This is a genomic window from Burkholderia sp. Tr-862 (genome assembly GCF_011753085.1).
GTDB classification, from domain to species: Bacteria; Pseudomonadota; Gammaproteobacteria; order Burkholderiales; family Burkholderiaceae; genus Burkholderia; species Burkholderia ambifaria.
Genome location: NZ_VWWG01000158.1, coordinates 1 through 14,313, shown reverse-complemented (window position 1 = coordinate 14,313; position 14,313 = coordinate 1). Strand labels below are relative to the sequence as shown.

General features: G+C 68.7%; 12 protein-coding genes. 4 read left to right on the top strand and 8 right to left on the bottom strand.

Going from position 1 to position 14,313, the window contains the following annotated elements; genetic code table 11:
- Nucleotides 1–15: 15 nt before the first annotated feature.
- A complete protein-coding gene (locus tag F3J14_RS28315) occupies nt 16–1,098 on the bottom strand; it encodes an ABC transporter ATP-binding protein (protein ID WP_166725766.1) in 1,083 nt (360 codons plus the stop codon).
- 292 nt (nt 1,099–1,390) lie between these two features.
- Between F3J14_RS28315 and F3J14_RS28310 the strand changes: the two genes are divergently transcribed.
- Nucleotides 1,391–2,278 carry an IclR family transcriptional regulator gene (locus F3J14_RS28310; protein WP_166725765.1) on the top strand — a complete coding sequence of 296 codons (888 nt, stop codon included), beginning with the start codon at nt 1,391–1,393 and terminating at the stop codon, nt 2,276–2,278.
- Nucleotides 2,279–2,411: 133 nt separating this feature from the next.
- On the opposite strand, the gene F3J14_RS28305 is transcribed toward F3J14_RS28310, so the two are convergent.
- The gene (locus F3J14_RS28305; RefSeq protein WP_166725764.1) at nt 2,412–3,974 is read right to left on the bottom strand and encodes a methyl-accepting chemotaxis protein; all 1,563 of its coding nucleotides are present in this window, start codon (nt 3,972–3,974) and stop codon (nt 2,412–2,414) included.
- 290 nt (nt 3,975–4,264) lie between these two features.
- Nucleotides 4,265–5,743: an alkaline phosphatase family protein gene (locus tag F3J14_RS28300; RefSeq protein WP_166725763.1), complete on the bottom strand. Its 1,479-nt coding sequence runs from the start codon at nt 5,741–5,743 to the stop codon at nt 4,265–4,267.
- Between the two features lie 592 nt (nt 5,744–6,335).
- Here F3J14_RS28300 and F3J14_RS28295 point away from each other — a divergent pair.
- Complete coding sequence (locus F3J14_RS28295) at nt 6,336–6,719, top strand: hypothetical protein (protein ID WP_166725762.1); 384 nt, start codon at nt 6,336–6,338, stop codon at nt 6,717–6,719.
- A 233-nt stretch (nt 6,720–6,952) separates the two neighbouring features.
- Here F3J14_RS28295 and F3J14_RS28290 read toward each other — a convergent pair whose 3' ends face one another.
- Both F3J14_RS28290 and F3J14_RS28285 read right to left on the bottom strand, forming a co-directional pair.
- Nucleotides 6,953–8,182: a cyanate transporter gene (locus tag F3J14_RS28290; protein WP_166725761.1), complete on the bottom strand. Its 1,230-nt coding sequence runs from the start codon at nt 8,180–8,182 to the stop codon at nt 6,953–6,955.
- 222 nt (nt 8,183–8,404) lie between these two features.
- Complete coding sequence (locus F3J14_RS28285; protein ID WP_166725760.1) at nt 8,405–9,262, bottom strand: helix-turn-helix transcriptional regulator; 858 nt, start codon at nt 9,260–9,262, stop codon at nt 8,405–8,407.
- Nucleotides 9,263–9,357: 95 nt separating this feature from the next.
- Between F3J14_RS28285 and F3J14_RS28280 the strand changes: the two genes are divergently transcribed.
- Entirely contained in the window at nt 9,358–10,251 is an 894-nt protein-coding gene (locus tag F3J14_RS28280) for an SDR family oxidoreductase (RefSeq protein ID WP_166725759.1), read from the top strand.
- 17 nt (nt 10,252–10,268) lie between these two features.
- On the opposite strand, the gene F3J14_RS28275 is transcribed toward F3J14_RS28280, so the two are convergent.
- Together F3J14_RS28275 and F3J14_RS35870 are read right to left on the bottom strand one after the other, a co-directional pair.
- Complete coding sequence (locus F3J14_RS28275; protein ID WP_166725758.1) at nt 10,269–11,645, bottom strand: FAD-containing oxidoreductase; 1,377 nt, start codon at nt 11,643–11,645, stop codon at nt 10,269–10,271.
- A gap of 198 nt (nt 11,646–11,843) precedes the next feature.
- A complete protein-coding gene (locus F3J14_RS35870) occupies nt 11,844–12,071 on the bottom strand; it encodes a hypothetical protein (protein WP_247682302.1) in 228 nt (75 codons plus the stop codon).
- A 10-nt stretch (nt 12,072–12,081) separates the two neighbouring features.
- Here F3J14_RS35870 and F3J14_RS28265 point away from each other — a divergent pair, with 10 nt between their 5' ends.
- Nucleotides 12,082–12,720, top strand: coding sequence for a LysE family transporter (locus tag F3J14_RS28265; RefSeq protein ID WP_166725757.1), 639 nt, complete (start codon nt 12,082–12,084; stop codon nt 12,718–12,720).
- A 118-nt stretch (nt 12,721–12,838) separates the two neighbouring features.
- Here F3J14_RS28265 and F3J14_RS28260 read toward each other — a convergent pair whose 3' ends face one another.
- Nucleotides 12,839–14,050: a hypothetical protein gene (locus F3J14_RS28260; RefSeq protein WP_166725756.1), complete on the bottom strand. Its 1,212-nt coding sequence runs from the start codon at nt 14,048–14,050 to the stop codon at nt 12,839–12,841.
- Nucleotides 14,051–14,313 lie beyond the last annotated feature (263 nt).

Genomic DNA, 14,313 nt, shown 5'->3' with positions numbered 1-14,313 from the left:
GGTAGGCTGTCCCATTCAGGCCTCCCGGCGCATCACGCGCACCGCGTCGCTATGCCAGTCGACGCCGACCGGCGCGCCTTCCGCGAGCGGCTCCGCGCCTTCGTTCTGGCAGCACACGAGCACTTCGCCGAGCGCGCTGTCGACGCGGTACAGCCATTGGCTGCCGAGGAAGAAGCGGCTCGTGACGGTCGCGGCGAAGCGGCCCGCGCCGGGGGCGCACAGTCGCAGCTTTTCCGGGCGGATGCAGACCGACACGGCGTCGCCGACACGGATGTCGCGCTCGCGCGCCGGCAGGTGCGCGGTGCGGCCCGTTTCGGCGAGATCGTGGCCGAGGTCGATGCGGATCGCGTCGCCGTCGTGCGCGACGATCGTGCCGGGCAGCAGGTTCGCCTTGCCGATGAACTGCGACACGAAATGGTTCTCGGGACGTTCGTACGCGCGGTACGGCGTGTCCGTCTGTGTGATGCGGCCGGCTTCCATCACGACCACGCGATCGCTGATCGACAGCGCTTCCGACTGGTCGTGCGTGACCATGATCGTCGTCGTGCCGATCTTGCGCTGGATCGCGCGCAGTTCGAACTGCATGTCCTCGCGCAGCTTCGCGTCGAGATTCGACATCGGCTCATCGAGCAGCAGCACGGGCGGCTCGATCACGACCGCGCGCGCGATCGCGACGCGCTGCCGCTGGCCGCCCGACAGTTCACGCGGGAAGCGGTGCGCGAGCGCATCGAGTCGCACGAGCGCGAGCGCCGCGCGAATGCGCTCGGCGCGCTCGGCCTTGTCGACGCCGCGCATGTCGAGGCCGAAGCCGACGTTCTCCGCGACGCTCATATGCGGAAACAGCGCATAGCTCTGGAACACGATGCCGAGTCCGCGGCGGTTCGGTTTCATGTGCGTGATGTCCTGCCCGTCGAGCGCGATGCGGCCGCGCGTGACGTCGACGAAGCCGGCGATCATCTGCAGCGTCGTGGTCTTGCCGCAGCCCGACGGCCCGAGCAGCGACACGAATTCGCCTTGTTCGACCGACAGGTTGACGTCGGCGACGGCGGTGAGATCACCGAACGATTTCGTCAGATCCGTAAGCGTGAGAAACGACATGGGGAGCTCCGGGTTCGCACACCGTGGCCGGTGCACCGATGACGCGGACTCTAGCCAGCCATATTTCGGAGCGTCAATTTGGAATTCTGCTGAACGGGAGGAATTTCGAAAAAATTCCGATGAACGGAATGGAACGTCGAATCACGTGAGAATCGTTCCGGTGAATGAAGGGCGGTCGGCCCGCGAAATGCGCGCGTCAATCCCGTGCACACCCGGATGCCCGCGCAATTCCGGCGGGACGACAATGGCGGCTACCGTATTCCGTTCACTGAAATCATCGAGGAGAGCCGGCATGCCAGAACCCCAGTCGCCCGGAATGTCGCCAGCCGCACGCGCGCCGCACCCGGACGAGGACGCCGCCGATGCGGCCGGCGCGCCGGGCACCGGCATGCTGCAGCGTGCGTTCGCGATCCTGCGCGCACTGGCCGGCATGCAGCAGGACGGCGTGCGCGTCACGCACCTTGCGAAGGCCGTCGGGCTCACGCAGGGCACCGCGCACCGGATCCTGCAATCGTTGATCGCCGAAGGGATGGTCGAGCAGGACGAACAGTCGAAGCTGTACCGGCTGAGCGTCGACTTCTTCGCGCTCGCCGCGCTAGCCGGCAATCCGAGCAGCATGCGCACGCTGTGCCGGCCCGTGCTGCTGCGGCTGTGCGCGAGTCTCGGCGAGACGATCTTCCTGCTCGTCAAGAGCGGCTTCGACGCGGTGTGTCTCGACCTGTGCGAAGGGCCGTTCCCGATCCGCTCGTTTACCGGCGACATCGGCGGGCGCATCGCGCTCGGCGTCGGGCAGGGCAGCCTCGCGATTCTCGCGTTCCTGCCGGAGGCCGAGCGCGAGGAAGTGATCCGCTTCAACGTGCCGCGCATCCGCGGCTACGGCGTGCTCGACGAGGTGTACCTGCGCACCGAGATCGAACGCGTGCGGCAGCTCGGCTACGCGGGCCGCAACAGCGGCGTGCTCGACGGGATGGCCGGCGTCGCGGTGCCGATCCTCGACCGCACGGGGTATCCGGTCGGCGCGCTGAGCGTCGGCACGCTGGCGTCGCGCCTCGGCGACGACCGGATGCCGATGGTCGTCGAACTGCTCAGGCGCCAGGCCGACGCGATCGGCCCGCGCACGAATCCGTTCGATGCCGCGTTGCGGCGGCCGATGCACGGGCTGGCCGGGAAAACCGTATAGACGCGTCGCGCGTCGCCGGTTCGTCAGCTTGGTTACGCGAGACCTTTACGTCCGATCAAAGCGCGCATTGTCGAGCGCTTTCGTTTTACTCGCGATGGCACGACGCCGGCTTCGATGCCGACGGCCGGCCCGATTACGCCAGCGCCGCTTCGCCAACACGAAACTGCGCGACGGCATCGCTGAGCCGCGTGCTCTGATCCTCGAGCGACAGCGCCGCGGCGGCGGCCTCCTCGACCAGCGCGGCGTTGCGCTGCATCGTCTGCTCCATCTGGATGACGGCGGCATTCACCTGCTCGATGCCGGCAGTCTGCTCGTCGAAAGCGATGCTGGTTTCACCCATGATCGCGTTGACGCGCTCGACCGCGGTGACGAGCTCGGTCATCGCCGACCCGGCGAGCGCGACGAGGCCGCTGCCGTCCTCCACGCGCTGCGTCGAGTTGCCGATGAGCTCGCGGATTTCCTTCGCCGCCGATGCGCAGCGCTGCGCGAGCCCGCGCACCTCGGTCGCGACGACCGCGAAGCCGCGCCCCTGCTCGCCCGCGCGCGCCGCTTCGACCGCGGCGTTCAGGGCGAGGATGTTGGTCTGGAACGCGATGCTCTCGATCACGCCGACGATGCCGGAGATCCGCGCTGAGCTGTGCGAAATCGCGGACATCGTTTCGACGACGCGCTGCATCGCGTCGCCGCCTCGCGAGGCGATGCCGGCCGCGCCTTGTGCGTAAGTGCGTGCATCGCGCGCGTTGTCCGCGTTCTGGCGCACGGTCGCGGTCAGCTGCTCCACGCTCGCCGCCGCCTGTTGCAGCGACACGGCCTGCTGCTCCGTGCGCGCGGACAGGTCGACGTTGCCGCTCGCGATCGTTCGGACATCGCCGACGATCGTCTCCGTGCTCGTGCGTACCTGGGTCACGGTTTCGACGAGACCGTCCTGCATCCGCTTCAACGCGTTCAGCAGATACGCCATTTCGTTTTTGCCGGGAATGACGACCGTGCCGGTCAGGTCGCCTTTCGAGATCCTGTCGAAGTGGTCGACGGCGAGATGGATCGGCTCGATGATCGCCTTCGCGAGCACGCGCTGCGCCAGGAAACCGACGATCAGCGCGAACAGGGCGACCGCCGCCATCGCCCACACGATCCGGTGGAAGCGCGCGCCGGCCGCGTCGTAGCGTGCCTTCTGGCGCGCGACCTGGAACGACTCGAGCGCGTCGATCGCATCCTGGTAGGCGGTGAACAGCGCCGGCTGCGCGGTGCGGTGCGTGTCGAGGAAGTCGAATGCGTTGTCTTGGTCGAGTTGCGACATCGCCTTCAGGAACACCTGGTCGAGCAGCGTGCGACGACGATTTTGCAGCGTGTCGAACAGGGTTTGCTCGTCGGCGTCGCGCGTGTGCAGGCGCGTGTAGGCGTCGAGTTCGTCGTTGCTCTGTTTCAGGAGCGTGTGGAGTTGAGCGATTTCCGCCTTCGCGGGCTGGCCGGCGCTGATGATCTGCGCGACGTCGCTCACGCGTTCGCGCAGCACGAGCATCCGCTCCGAGCTGGTTTTCAGGTGCAGCAGCGACGCGGTGTCGTCGCGGTACATCGCTTCGAGCGAGCCGTTGCCGGCATAGAGCGCGGCGATGCACGCGCCGACGACCAGGACGAGCAGCGCCGTATAGCCGGCGATGGTCGCGACGAGTCCGCCGCGGATGGTGAGTTTACGCATGACGTTCCCTTGCCGGCGGCACGAAGGGCGGCCGACGGCGGATGTGGATTCCGGATCACGAACGACGACGGGCGCCGCGTCGCGATGCGGGGCGCCGGGATTGCGAACGAGTTAACGGCGGCGATCAACGGAAGTTTTTATCCGAACGCGACGCGAACCCGACGGAATGCGACAGAAAGGGGAGCGGCATGCGTTGCCGCGGCGCGGCAGTGTACTGAATGCCGAGATGGTAGGGCCCGCGTGGGCAGCCGCATCGGCGTCGATCGCGGCTGCCGTACCCCGCGTTGCCGTCAGCCGCCGGTCTGGAACCCCAATGCCGCAGCCTTCGCGCGCAGGTCCGAGAACCGGTCGGCCGCGCGATTGGCCGCCAGTTGCGACGGATCGATGCCCGACACCGAGCTGGACGGCGAAGGCGCGGTGGCCCCTGAACACGTTCCGCCGAACGGCCCTTGCGCGACCGTGAACGCCGGCGCATCCGTACGCGCCGCGCCGGTGAGATCGAGTGCGTAGGCGAGATTGAAGGTCGCCGGATCGCTGCCGCGCACGCCGAGCGGCTTCAGGCCGAAGCGCCATTGCAGCAGCGCGTGAATCGAGCTCGGGTCGAACGGGTAGCGCGTTACCGTGCCGGCACGCACGCGCGGGCCGAGCAGCGCAAGCGGCACGCGAAAGCCGAGCTTGCCGTCGTTGCCGGCCGCGTGCTCGTTGTTGCTGATCGGCCGGATCGGCGGCACGACGTGCTCGAGAAAGCCGCCCCATTCGTCGTAGACGATGATCATCAACGTGCGGCTCCACGTCGGGCTCGTGCGCAGCGCGTCATACACCTGGTTGAGAAATGCCTGCCCGTCGCGGATGTCCGCGTGCGGGTGGTCGTCGGCGGACGTACCGGCCTGCTCGCCGGTGAAAACAGGATCGACCATGCAGAACGGCGGCAGCGTGCCCGCCGCCGCATTCGACAGGAACTCCGAAAACGGACGCGAGATGCCGAGATAGCGCGTGCCGTAAAGCGCGGTGAACGGCACGTCGTGGTAGTAGTAGTTGCAACCGACGTTGGCGTCGCTCAGGTTGTCCCAGATCGTGCGCAGCGACGAGTTGTCGACGCTGTCGGTGAGGCGGTCGGTGGCACCGCTATGCAGATAGAGGCGATTCGGGATCGTGTCGGTCAGGACGCCGGTGAAGTAGAAGTCGCCGATGGTGTAATTGCTCGCCACCGCGTTGAAGAACGGCAGGTCTGCCGCCGTGTAAAAGCCGATCGGCAGCAGGTCGCCCTGGGTCAGGCTCGTGCCTGGCGTGAGGAGAAAGCCGTTCATCGCCCCCGAGGCCAGCTGCGTGCGTCCGCCCTCGTAGCTGTGGTTCGGGTCGTGGTACGCGCACGCCTGATAGCCGTATGCGGGATTGGCCGAGAGTAGAAACGGTGCGTTGGTGCCGCCGAACGCGTCCTTGTATTGCCGGTTCGCGGGCAGGCCCTCGGCGCCGGGCACCCAGCCCAGGTAGTGATCGAACGAGCGATTTTCCATCGTGACCAGCACGATGTGATCGATGCCTGAACTCGCCGGGTCGGGCAACTTCGGCCGCGGCAGGCTGTAGCGATCGCGAGCATTCGGCGATGGCGTGTCGCCGATCGACGGCGCGGGCGCGTTGCCGTCCGGTGAATTGATGTCTCCATCTCCGCCGCCGCCGCAACCCGGCAATGCGACACTGCCGGCCACTGCGGCAACACCGGCCAGAAAACGGCGGCGGTTGTAGCGGCGATATGCATTCGACTCGTCCATGACAACGTCTCCTTCGTTATTGGATGCGGCGCTGGCCAGCCGATCACGCATCGCCGCCGCGAAGCGACGCGCACTCGCCATGCGGAAAATGCGAGCGGGCGGAAGGCGCAACCTTCATGCCTGCGGGGAGCGTTCGATGCTGGCTGCCGCGGATGCTGTTGCGCATTCGGCGGGCGCTCGGCCGTCGCACCGGCCGGCTTGCATGTGCGGGTCGCTACTGCGTGTTCGGCGCAGTGCACCATTCGTCGTTTCGTGCACAACGAGGTCGTAGTCGGACGATTGAACGGCGCCAATGCACAGGTCGTTGGTCAAAAGGAATCGACGATCGAGGCGTGGCGAGAAGCTGTGCCGGCAGCTTCGTGGCGCCATGTCGTTTGCGAACGCGCAGTTGACAGTCACTGCCGGATTGCGGAGAGTTTCAACATTGTTGCTCGGGCGCAAGCACGGTGTTCGGTTCCGTGCGTGTGCAACGAGCAAGGCGACGGTGCTCGCACGACTGCCGCGCCGACCCGAAATCGCTGCACTGTCGATGCCGATGGTTGAGCGTCGGCGGACATGCTAGGATTTCCGACAAACAACTTCGGAGACTGCCATGCCGTTCATCTGCGAGAACGTTGAATGCCGTGCCGTGCTGGCTCGAGGGCAAGTCAGGTCCCATGAGGAGGACGCGGGCTGGTGCTTCTACTGCCCGGACTGCAAGGCCAGGAACGAGTTGAAGAATATCGGCGCGGCCGACGGCCCTGTCGAACTGGTTCAGCCGGAGCGGTCCGGTCTTCCACACAAGGTCGTCGCGACGGCTCGGCCACTTGAAGACGGCAGATATGCGGCGCAGTTGCGCGTTCAGCGCGCGCTCGCGGTGAAAGGAACATACGCGGCCGAAGAGCAGTGGGAGGAACTCGGTGTCTTCCCCGACCCGCAAGAGGCCGTCGCACATGCGAGGTCCTTCGCAACGGGGCTGCTTGAACCCACGACGTAATCGCCGATACCGTCAATTGTGTAGCGGTGCTGAGGGTAGTGCGACTGCACTCGCTCGGTGACGCTATCCGGGCGGAATGAATACGCGTCCTCGGAACGCCGCACTGTCGTGCGGCTCGAGGCGTCATGACGATTGCCTGAAACGAAGAAGGGGCGTCGTGCACTCGAGCACGACGCCCCTTTGCATTTCCCGCTCACGTTCGACAGTTATGGATATCGAACGAAGCCAGTGAGTCAGCGCACGGCGCCGGTGATGCGCGCCATGCTGCGCCGGTAGCCGGCCGGCGAGAACGTGGCGTTCAACGCGGCCGTCGACGCGATCACGCCGATGTGCAGCCACCACGCGATCGCGAAGCCGCCGCCCGCGTCGCGCAGCCAGCCGATCAACCACGGGCTCGCGGCGACGATCAGGAAGCCGACGCCTTGCACGAACGCGGCGAGCGCGCCCGCGAGCCGCGCGTCGGGCAGATGGTCGAGCGTGACGATCAGGCTCATCGAGAAGAAGCCGCCGAGCCCGAGGCCGACGCTCGTGACCCACAGCCACGGCGCGAACGCGGGCATCGTCGCGAAGCCGACGAAGCCGGCCGCCTGCAACGCGAGCGTGAGCCACAGCACCGCGCGGCGATCGTGCGAACGTTTCGCGAGCAGCGGCATCGCGAGCGCGCCGATTGCCTGGAACAGCGCCATCCACGCGAGCAGGTTGCCGCTCGCCTGCGGACTCATGCCGACGCTGCGATAGAACGCGGGCAGCCACGCGACAAGGCTCGCATAGCCGCTGTTGCTGAGGCCGAAGAACAGCGCGAGCTGCCAGGCACGCGGAATCCGTGCGAACGCGGTGACGGGCGCCGATGCCGTCGTGGCGTGCACCGCGTCGCGCGGCGCCTTCGAGCGCCACAGCGCGAGCGTGACGAGCGCGGGCACGGCCCACACGGCGAGCGACAGATGCCAGCCGCCGTGCGCGGCGAGCCATGGGCTCGCGATCGCGCCGAACGCACCGCCGCCGACCAGCGCGGCCGAATAGAGCCCCATCGAGAGCGGCAGCCGGTCGACGAACCAGCGCTTGGCGAGGCCGGGGGCGAGCGACTGGATCACCGCGACGCCCGCGCCCGCGACGATCGCGGTGACGACCAGCCCGGTGCTGCCGCCGGTCCACAGGCGCGCGGTGCAACCCGCGGCGATCAGCGCCAGCGCGACGGTCAGCGCACGGTGTTCGCCGACGCGACGCGCGAGCCCAACACCGATGCCGGCGACGACGCCCATCAGCACGAACGGCAGCGTGGTCAGCAGCGCGGCCGCGCGGAAGCCGAGGCCGGTGTCGGCGCGCACGAGGTCGAGCACGGGGCCGAACGCGGTCAGGAACGGACGCAGGTTGAGGCCGGCCAGTACCAGCAGTGCGAGCGCGCCATGGGACACGGAAGCCGCGTGCGGGCGGGGAACGGCTTGCGCGGTGCCGGGGTCGGTCATCGAGATGCTCCAGAAGGGGCCGGTGGCCCTGTGATGCGATGCCGAAAGGGTAAAGGCGCGCTTGGTCCGCGGAAAATTAAATATTCGACTGGATGTCAGTGCGGATCGTGATGGCACGGCGCGGCATGTCGGGGCCGGATGGGCGGAGCCGGCCGGGCGGCGGCCGTTGCAGCGGCGGCGCGGCGGGTTCGGTGTGATGCAGGGCGCACCTTCGACGCGCCGCTACGCGGCCGGTGCGTGCTGGTCGCGGGCCTGTTCACGGGCGGCGACGAGCGTCCGGATCCGCGCGCGATCGGCCGGCGTCGCGGGCGTGAAGACCACGAGGCTCAGATCCGGGCGGCCGGTCACCGAGAACGCCGAGTATTCGAGTGCGATCCGGCCGGCCTGGGGATGACGAATCTCCTTCGTCCCTTCGTCATGCGAATGGATGTCGTGGCTGCGCCACATCGCATCGAACTCCGCGCTCGCCGCGCGCATCTCGTCGACGAATGCCTGCACGGCCCGCGTCGCGCCGCCGCGCGCGATGTCGGCGCGAAACGCGCCCACTGCGAATCGCGCGACGCGTTCCCAGTTCGGCTGCGCGTCACGCACCGCGGCATCGATGAAGATCAGCCGCAGGATGTTGCGCGCGCGCGGCGGCAGCGTTGCGTAGTCGGTCAGCGTCGCGGCGGCCGCGTCGTTCCACGCGACGACGTCCCACGTCGCCGTGCGCACGATCGCGGGGCTGGCGTCGAGCGAATCGAGCACGTGCTGCAGGCGCGGCGTCACGTCGCGGCTCGCGTGATAGCGTACCTCGGGCGGATGACCGAGGCCGATCAGGAACAGGTGCTCGCGTTCGGCGTCGTTCAGCAGCAGCGCGCGGGCGAGCCGGTCGAGCACGTCGGCCGACGGTGCGCCGCCGCGCCCTTGTTCGAGCCACGTGTACCAGGCGGCGCTCACGTGCGCGCGCTGTGCGACTTCCTCGCGGCGCAAGCCCGGCGTGCGGCGGCGCGCGACGGGCAGCCCGAGCGCGGCCGGATCGAGTTTCTCGCGGCGGTCCCGAAGGTACGCGCCGAGCAGGTTGTCGGATGCGTCAGCCATAGCCTGTTAGTTCGTTTACCGGTAAACCGTCACGTCTTCACCGTGCGCGACGCTCGACAGATAGTAAGCCTCTCATTCATCCGGAGGTGTTGAACATGCGTGTCTTTGTTACGGGAGCGTCGGGTTTCGTTGGCTCCGCGGTCGTCGCCGAACTCGTCGCCGCCGGGCATTCCGTGCTCGGCCTCGCGCGTTCCGACGCGGCCGCTGCATCGGTCGCCGCCGCGGGCGCGGACGTGCATCGCGGGTCGCTGGAGGATGCCGACAGCCTTACGCGCGGCGCGCAGGGCGTCGATGCGGTGATCCACACGGGATTCAATCACGACTTCTCGCGCTTCGCGGAAAACTGCGAACTCGACCGCCGCGCGATCGAAACGATCGGCGCGGCGCTCGCGGGCTCGACGCGGCCGCTGGTCGTCACGTCGGGCCTCGCGCTCGTCGCGCCGGGCCGCGCGGCGACCGAGGACGATGCGCACGTGCCGGTATCGGCGGGCTATCCGCGAGCATCCGAAGCAACCGCGGCCGCGCTGGCCGCGCGCGGCGTATGCACGTCGGTCGTGCGCCTGCCGCCGTCCGTGCACGGCGACGGCGATCACGGCTTCGTGCCGCGCCTGATCGCATTCGCGCGGGAGAAGGGTGCATCGGCGTATCTCGGCGACGGCGGCAACCGCTGGCCGGCCGTGCACCGGCTCGACGCGGCGCGCGTGTACCGGCTCGCGATCGAACGCGGCGCGCCCGGCGCGCGCTATCACGCGGTCGACGATACGGGCGTGCCGTTCCGCGAAATCGCGGAAGTGATCGGCCGCCGGCTGAACGTGCCGGTCGTGTCGAAATCGGCCGCGCAAGCCGGCGAGCACTTCGGCTGGTTCGCGATGTTCGCGGGAATGGATGCGCCCGCAACGAGCGAGCGCACGCGCGCATGGCTCGACTGGGCGCCGACGCAGGCCGGGTTGCTGGCCGACATCGACCGGCCGCGGTATTTCGAAACCTGACGCGCGCCCGCCGCCCTTCATTCGACCGGATGCAGATCCTGCAGCAGCGTCGGCACGAGCTCCGACACGGTCGGGTGGATGTGCATCGCGCGGCTGATCGTCGTGTACGGCGCGCCGGCGGCCATCACGTCGAGCAGCGCGTGCACGACCTCGTCGCCCGTCACGCCGAGGATCGACGCGCCGAGAATCGCCTGGCTGTCCGCGTCGACGATCACCTTCATGAAACCCTGGCTCTCGCCTTTTTCGACCGCGCGGCCGACGCGCGTCATCGGCCGCGTGCCGACCAGCAGCCGACGGCCGGTCTGCTTCGCTTCCGCGAGCGTCATGCCGACGCGGCCGAGCGGCGGATCGACGTACATCGCGTAGGCGGTGATCCGGTCGGACACCTTGCGCGGATCGCCGTCGAGCAGGTTCGCCGCGACGATCTCGTAGTCGTTATACGCGGTGTGCGTGAACGCGCCGCGCCCGTTGCAGTCGCCGAGCGCCCAGATGCCGGGCACGTTGGTGCGCAGCTGATCGTCGACCGTGATGTAGCCGCGCGAGTCGGTCGCGACACCGGCCTGTTCGAGCCCGAGATCGCCGGTGTTCGGCACGCGGCCGACCGCGAGCAGCAGGTGCGAGCCCGCGACCTCGCGGCCGCCGCCCGCGCAGTCGAGGCCGACCACGATGCCGTCGCCGTCGCGCCGCGCATTCAGGCAGTTCGCGTCGAGCTGCACGTCGATGCCTTCGTTCTCGAGAATCTCGCATACGGCCTGCGACACGTCCTCGTCCTCGCGATGGATCAGGCGCGAGCCCTTCTCGACGATCGTGACCTTCGAGCCGAAACGGCGGTACATCTGGCCGAATTCGAGCCCGACGTAGCTGCCGCCGATGATCACGAGATGCTCGGGCAGGAAGTCGACGTCCATCATCGTCGAGTTGGTCAGGTACGGCACCGAGTCGAGGCCCGGCATCTGCGGGATCTGCGCGCGCCCGCCGACGTTGATGAAGATGCGCTCGGCCTCGAGCAACTCGTCGCCCACGCGCACCGCATCGGGGCGCTCGAAGCGGGCATGGCCCTGAAACACGGTCGTGTTGTCGAGCCCGCGCACCCATTGCTCGACGCCGTGGTTCGAGCGGCCGGAGATCCGGTCCTTGCGCGCCTTCACGGCCTTCATGTCGACGCTGACGGGGCCGACCGACACGCCGTATTCGGCCGCGCGCCGCGCGAGCTGCGCGGCGTACGCGCTGGCGATTAGCGTCTTGGTCGGAATGCAGCCGGTGTTCACGCAGGTGCCGCCGAAGCGGCCGCGCTCGACGATCGCGACTTTCATGCCGGCGCCGGCGAGTCGCGCCGCGAGCGGCGGCCCGGCTTGCCCGGTGCCGATGACGATCGCGTCGAAGTGTTGCGTCATGACGTCCTCCTGCGCTGGTTCAACGTGGGAAGGCAGGCGCGCAAGCCGCATGCCGCGCCGGCGCGTGCCCGAACGGCGACGCGCGCCTATGGTAGACCGGTTGGCGCGGGCAGGCGAGTCGTACGGATGCGGCTTGCCGCGCCGTGATGTGTCCCTGCATCGACACCGCGCATTCGCGCGGCCGATCCTGTGCGCTCGTCAATGGTGCTCGCGGAAGATCGCATCGACGACGGCGGCATCGTCGGGCCAGCGGGCGGCGCGGATCTCGATCATGGCGGGTGGCGCGGGACGGCGGGACCGGCATCCCGCATGGCGGCGCGCCGGTCCTTTCGGCGGCTCGCGAAGCGTGCCAGAATCAGCGACTTCACCGTCGGCAATCGACACGATACGACACGCAGGCGCCGGCGCTTCGGCGTCGCTGATCAAGGAGACTTCGATGACTGCATCGGCTGCCGTACTCGCCATTCTGGCCGCGCTGTGGCTCGGCGCGATGATTCCGGGCCCGAGTTTCGTACTGGTCGCCCGCAATTCGATCGGGCTGTCGCGCCGCGACGGGCTCGCCACCGCGCTCGGCATGGGCGTCGGCGGGATCGCGTTCGGCGGCGTCGCGCTGGCCGGGCTCTACACGCTGCTGCAGACGGTCGAATGGCTGTATGTGGGGCTCAAGGTGGCGGGCGGCGCGTACCTGATCTACATGGCGTCGAAGATCTGGCGCGGCGCCGAGCGGCCGATCGCGATGGACGACCCGCAGGCCGTCCTCGCCGGCAGCGCGCGCAAGTCGTTCTGGATCGGCCTCACGACCCAGCTGAGCAACCCGAAGACGGCGATCTGGTATGGCAGCATCTTCGCGGCGCTGTTGCCGCAGCATCCGCCGCTGTGGTGCTATCTGGCACTGCCGCCGCTCGTGTTCGGCGTCGAGTGCGGCTGGTACACGATCGTCGCGCTGTGCTTCTCGACCCGCCGGCCGCGCGAGCTTTACCTGCGCGCGAAGAAGTGGGTCGACCGCGTCGCGGCCGGCGCGATCACGCTGCTGGGGCTGCGGCTGATCCTGAACGCGCCGAAGGCCGGGATCTGACGACGAGCGGTGCTGCCGGGGCGCACCGCCGTTTCATTCCTGACGGGCATGCCGCCATGGCCGGTCATGCCGGCGGGCGATGGGCCAGCCCGCTTCGTCCGACGCGCGCAAGCGCGCGTCACGCCGCCGGAAACCGCTCGATCAGCGCCGCGAACCGCGCTTCATCCGGAAACGCCGTCACTTCATACCGCACCGGCCGGTGCGCGGTGGCCGTCATCAGGTCGCCGCATGCGTCCCGCAGCGCGGCCATCGGCACGTGCGCCGACTGCCGCGTCGCTTCCCGGTACAGCACGACGATGTCCGTCTCGGGCAGCAGCGTCGGCACGCCGTCGCTCCACACGCCAACGCTGAACAGCTCGCCGTTCTGCCGCCGGTACACGGTGTAGGTCGCCACGAAGATGTCGGTGCCGTCCCGCTGGTGCAGGTCGTTGAGCAGTGTCCGCTGATCCTGGTAGTCGCCGGCGAGTTCGTCCACGCGCAGCGCATGCAGCTTCGCCTCCAGTCCTTTCGGAACGAAATTCCGCCACGCGGCGCCGTCCCAGCGCAGCATCAGCGACGGCAGCGGGCGCGGCTGCGCGCGCACCTGTTCGGCGAGTTCGACCATCGTCGCGAGCCCGGCCGCATTGCGGTCGCCGGTGAGCAGCAGCACCGTCCGGTTCGGCGCCATCACCACCGGTGCGCCGGAGATCGGCTGGCGGTGCAGCAGGTCGGTCAGCAGCAGCCGCGCCGCGTCGTAGTAGTCGCCGAACTGCGACAGGAACACGCCGTCGCGCAACGCGGCCCACGGCGCCGACGACATGCCGCGCAGGTTGTCGATCGCGACGTTGCATGCGTCGTCGAAGGTGACGCCCCATTCGGCGAGCCGCGCGGTCGTCAGCCGCGCGACACTGAATTCGCCGTCGTACGCGATGCCGATCTCGAGGTTCTCGCACAGCGGCCGGAACGCGACCTCCGACGCGCCGGGCTGGCCGGCGAGTTGCAGCGCGACCGCGCCGCGCTCGGTCGCGCTGCGGATCACGGGGCGCAGCCGCGCGCGGACGTCCGCGAAGTTCGACGGAATCTCGTGCTGCAACATCGCGTTCGCCTGGCGCTTCAGCGTCGCTTCGCGCTCGGCCGGCTTCGCGCCCGCGTAATCGCGGAACAGGTTGTGCAGGTTGATGATGTTCGACGGGACATCCGCTTGCACGAGACGGCCCTTGTCGTCCTCGTGAAGCCACTCGCGCGTGTCGCCGGTCGCCCGCAGCGCGGCGATCAGGCGTTCGGCGAAGTCCTGCCGGGTCGGCGGTTTGCTGAAACGCTCGCGCAGGCGCGCGACGAAGTCTGAAAGCATCGTGAGCGGTCGGGCGGGCCCGTCTGTTATCGGTTCTGTTGTCATGGGCGGCGGCACCCGTCTCGCCGGGGGCGCCGACTGTGGCCCGCGGATATCGGCCGGATATCCGTCACGCGTCCGGCGGCCCGCGCGCCGGGTGCATGGGGGCGCGGGCCCGCATCGGGCGCGATCGCGTGGCGGGTGTCGCGATGGTACCGCACCCCGTGGCGAAATCGTACACAGGCGAACATCATCGGCCGGCGCGGGCCGGCGCCCGCCGGGCA

What these genes read in the sequence shown, in the direction of transcription:
- F3J14_RS28295 (WP_166725762.1), top strand. Translation starts at nt 6,336, where the DNA reads ATGCCGTTCATCTGCGAGAACGTTGAATGCCGTGCCGTGCTGGCTCGA.
- F3J14_RS28290 (WP_166725761.1), bottom strand. Translation starts at nt 8,182, where the DNA reads ATGACCGACCCCGGCACCGCGCAAGCCGTTCCCCGCCCGCACGCGGCT.
- F3J14_RS28305 (WP_166725764.1), bottom strand. Translation starts at nt 3,974, where the DNA reads ATGCGTAAACTCACCATCCGCGGCGGACTCGTCGCGACCATCGCCGGC.
- F3J14_RS28315 (WP_166725766.1), bottom strand. Translation starts at nt 1,098, where the DNA reads ATGTCGTTTCTCACGCTTACGGATCTGACGAAATCGTTCGGTGATCTC.
- F3J14_RS28280 (WP_166725759.1), top strand. Translation starts at nt 9,358, where the DNA reads ATGCGTGTCTTTGTTACGGGAGCGTCGGGTTTCGTTGGCTCCGCGGTC.
- F3J14_RS28265 (WP_166725757.1), top strand. Translation starts at nt 12,082, where the DNA reads ATGACTGCATCGGCTGCCGTACTCGCCATTCTGGCCGCGCTGTGGCTC.
- F3J14_RS28300 (WP_166725763.1), bottom strand. Translation starts at nt 5,743, where the DNA reads ATGGACGAGTCGAATGCATATCGCCGCTACAACCGCCGCCGTTTTCTG.
- F3J14_RS28275 (WP_166725758.1), bottom strand. Translation starts at nt 11,645, where the DNA reads ATGACGCAACACTTCGACGCGATCGTCATCGGCACCGGGCAAGCCGGG.
- F3J14_RS28285 (WP_166725760.1), bottom strand. Translation starts at nt 9,262, where the DNA reads ATGGCTGACGCATCCGACAACCTGCTCGGCGCGTACCTTCGGGACCGC.
- F3J14_RS28310 (WP_166725765.1), top strand. Translation starts at nt 1,391, where the DNA reads ATGCCAGAACCCCAGTCGCCCGGAATGTCGCCAGCCGCACGCGCGCCG.
- F3J14_RS28260 (WP_166725756.1), bottom strand. Translation starts at nt 14,050, where the DNA reads ATGCTTTCAGACTTCGTCGCGCGCCTGCGCGAGCGTTTCAGCAAACCG.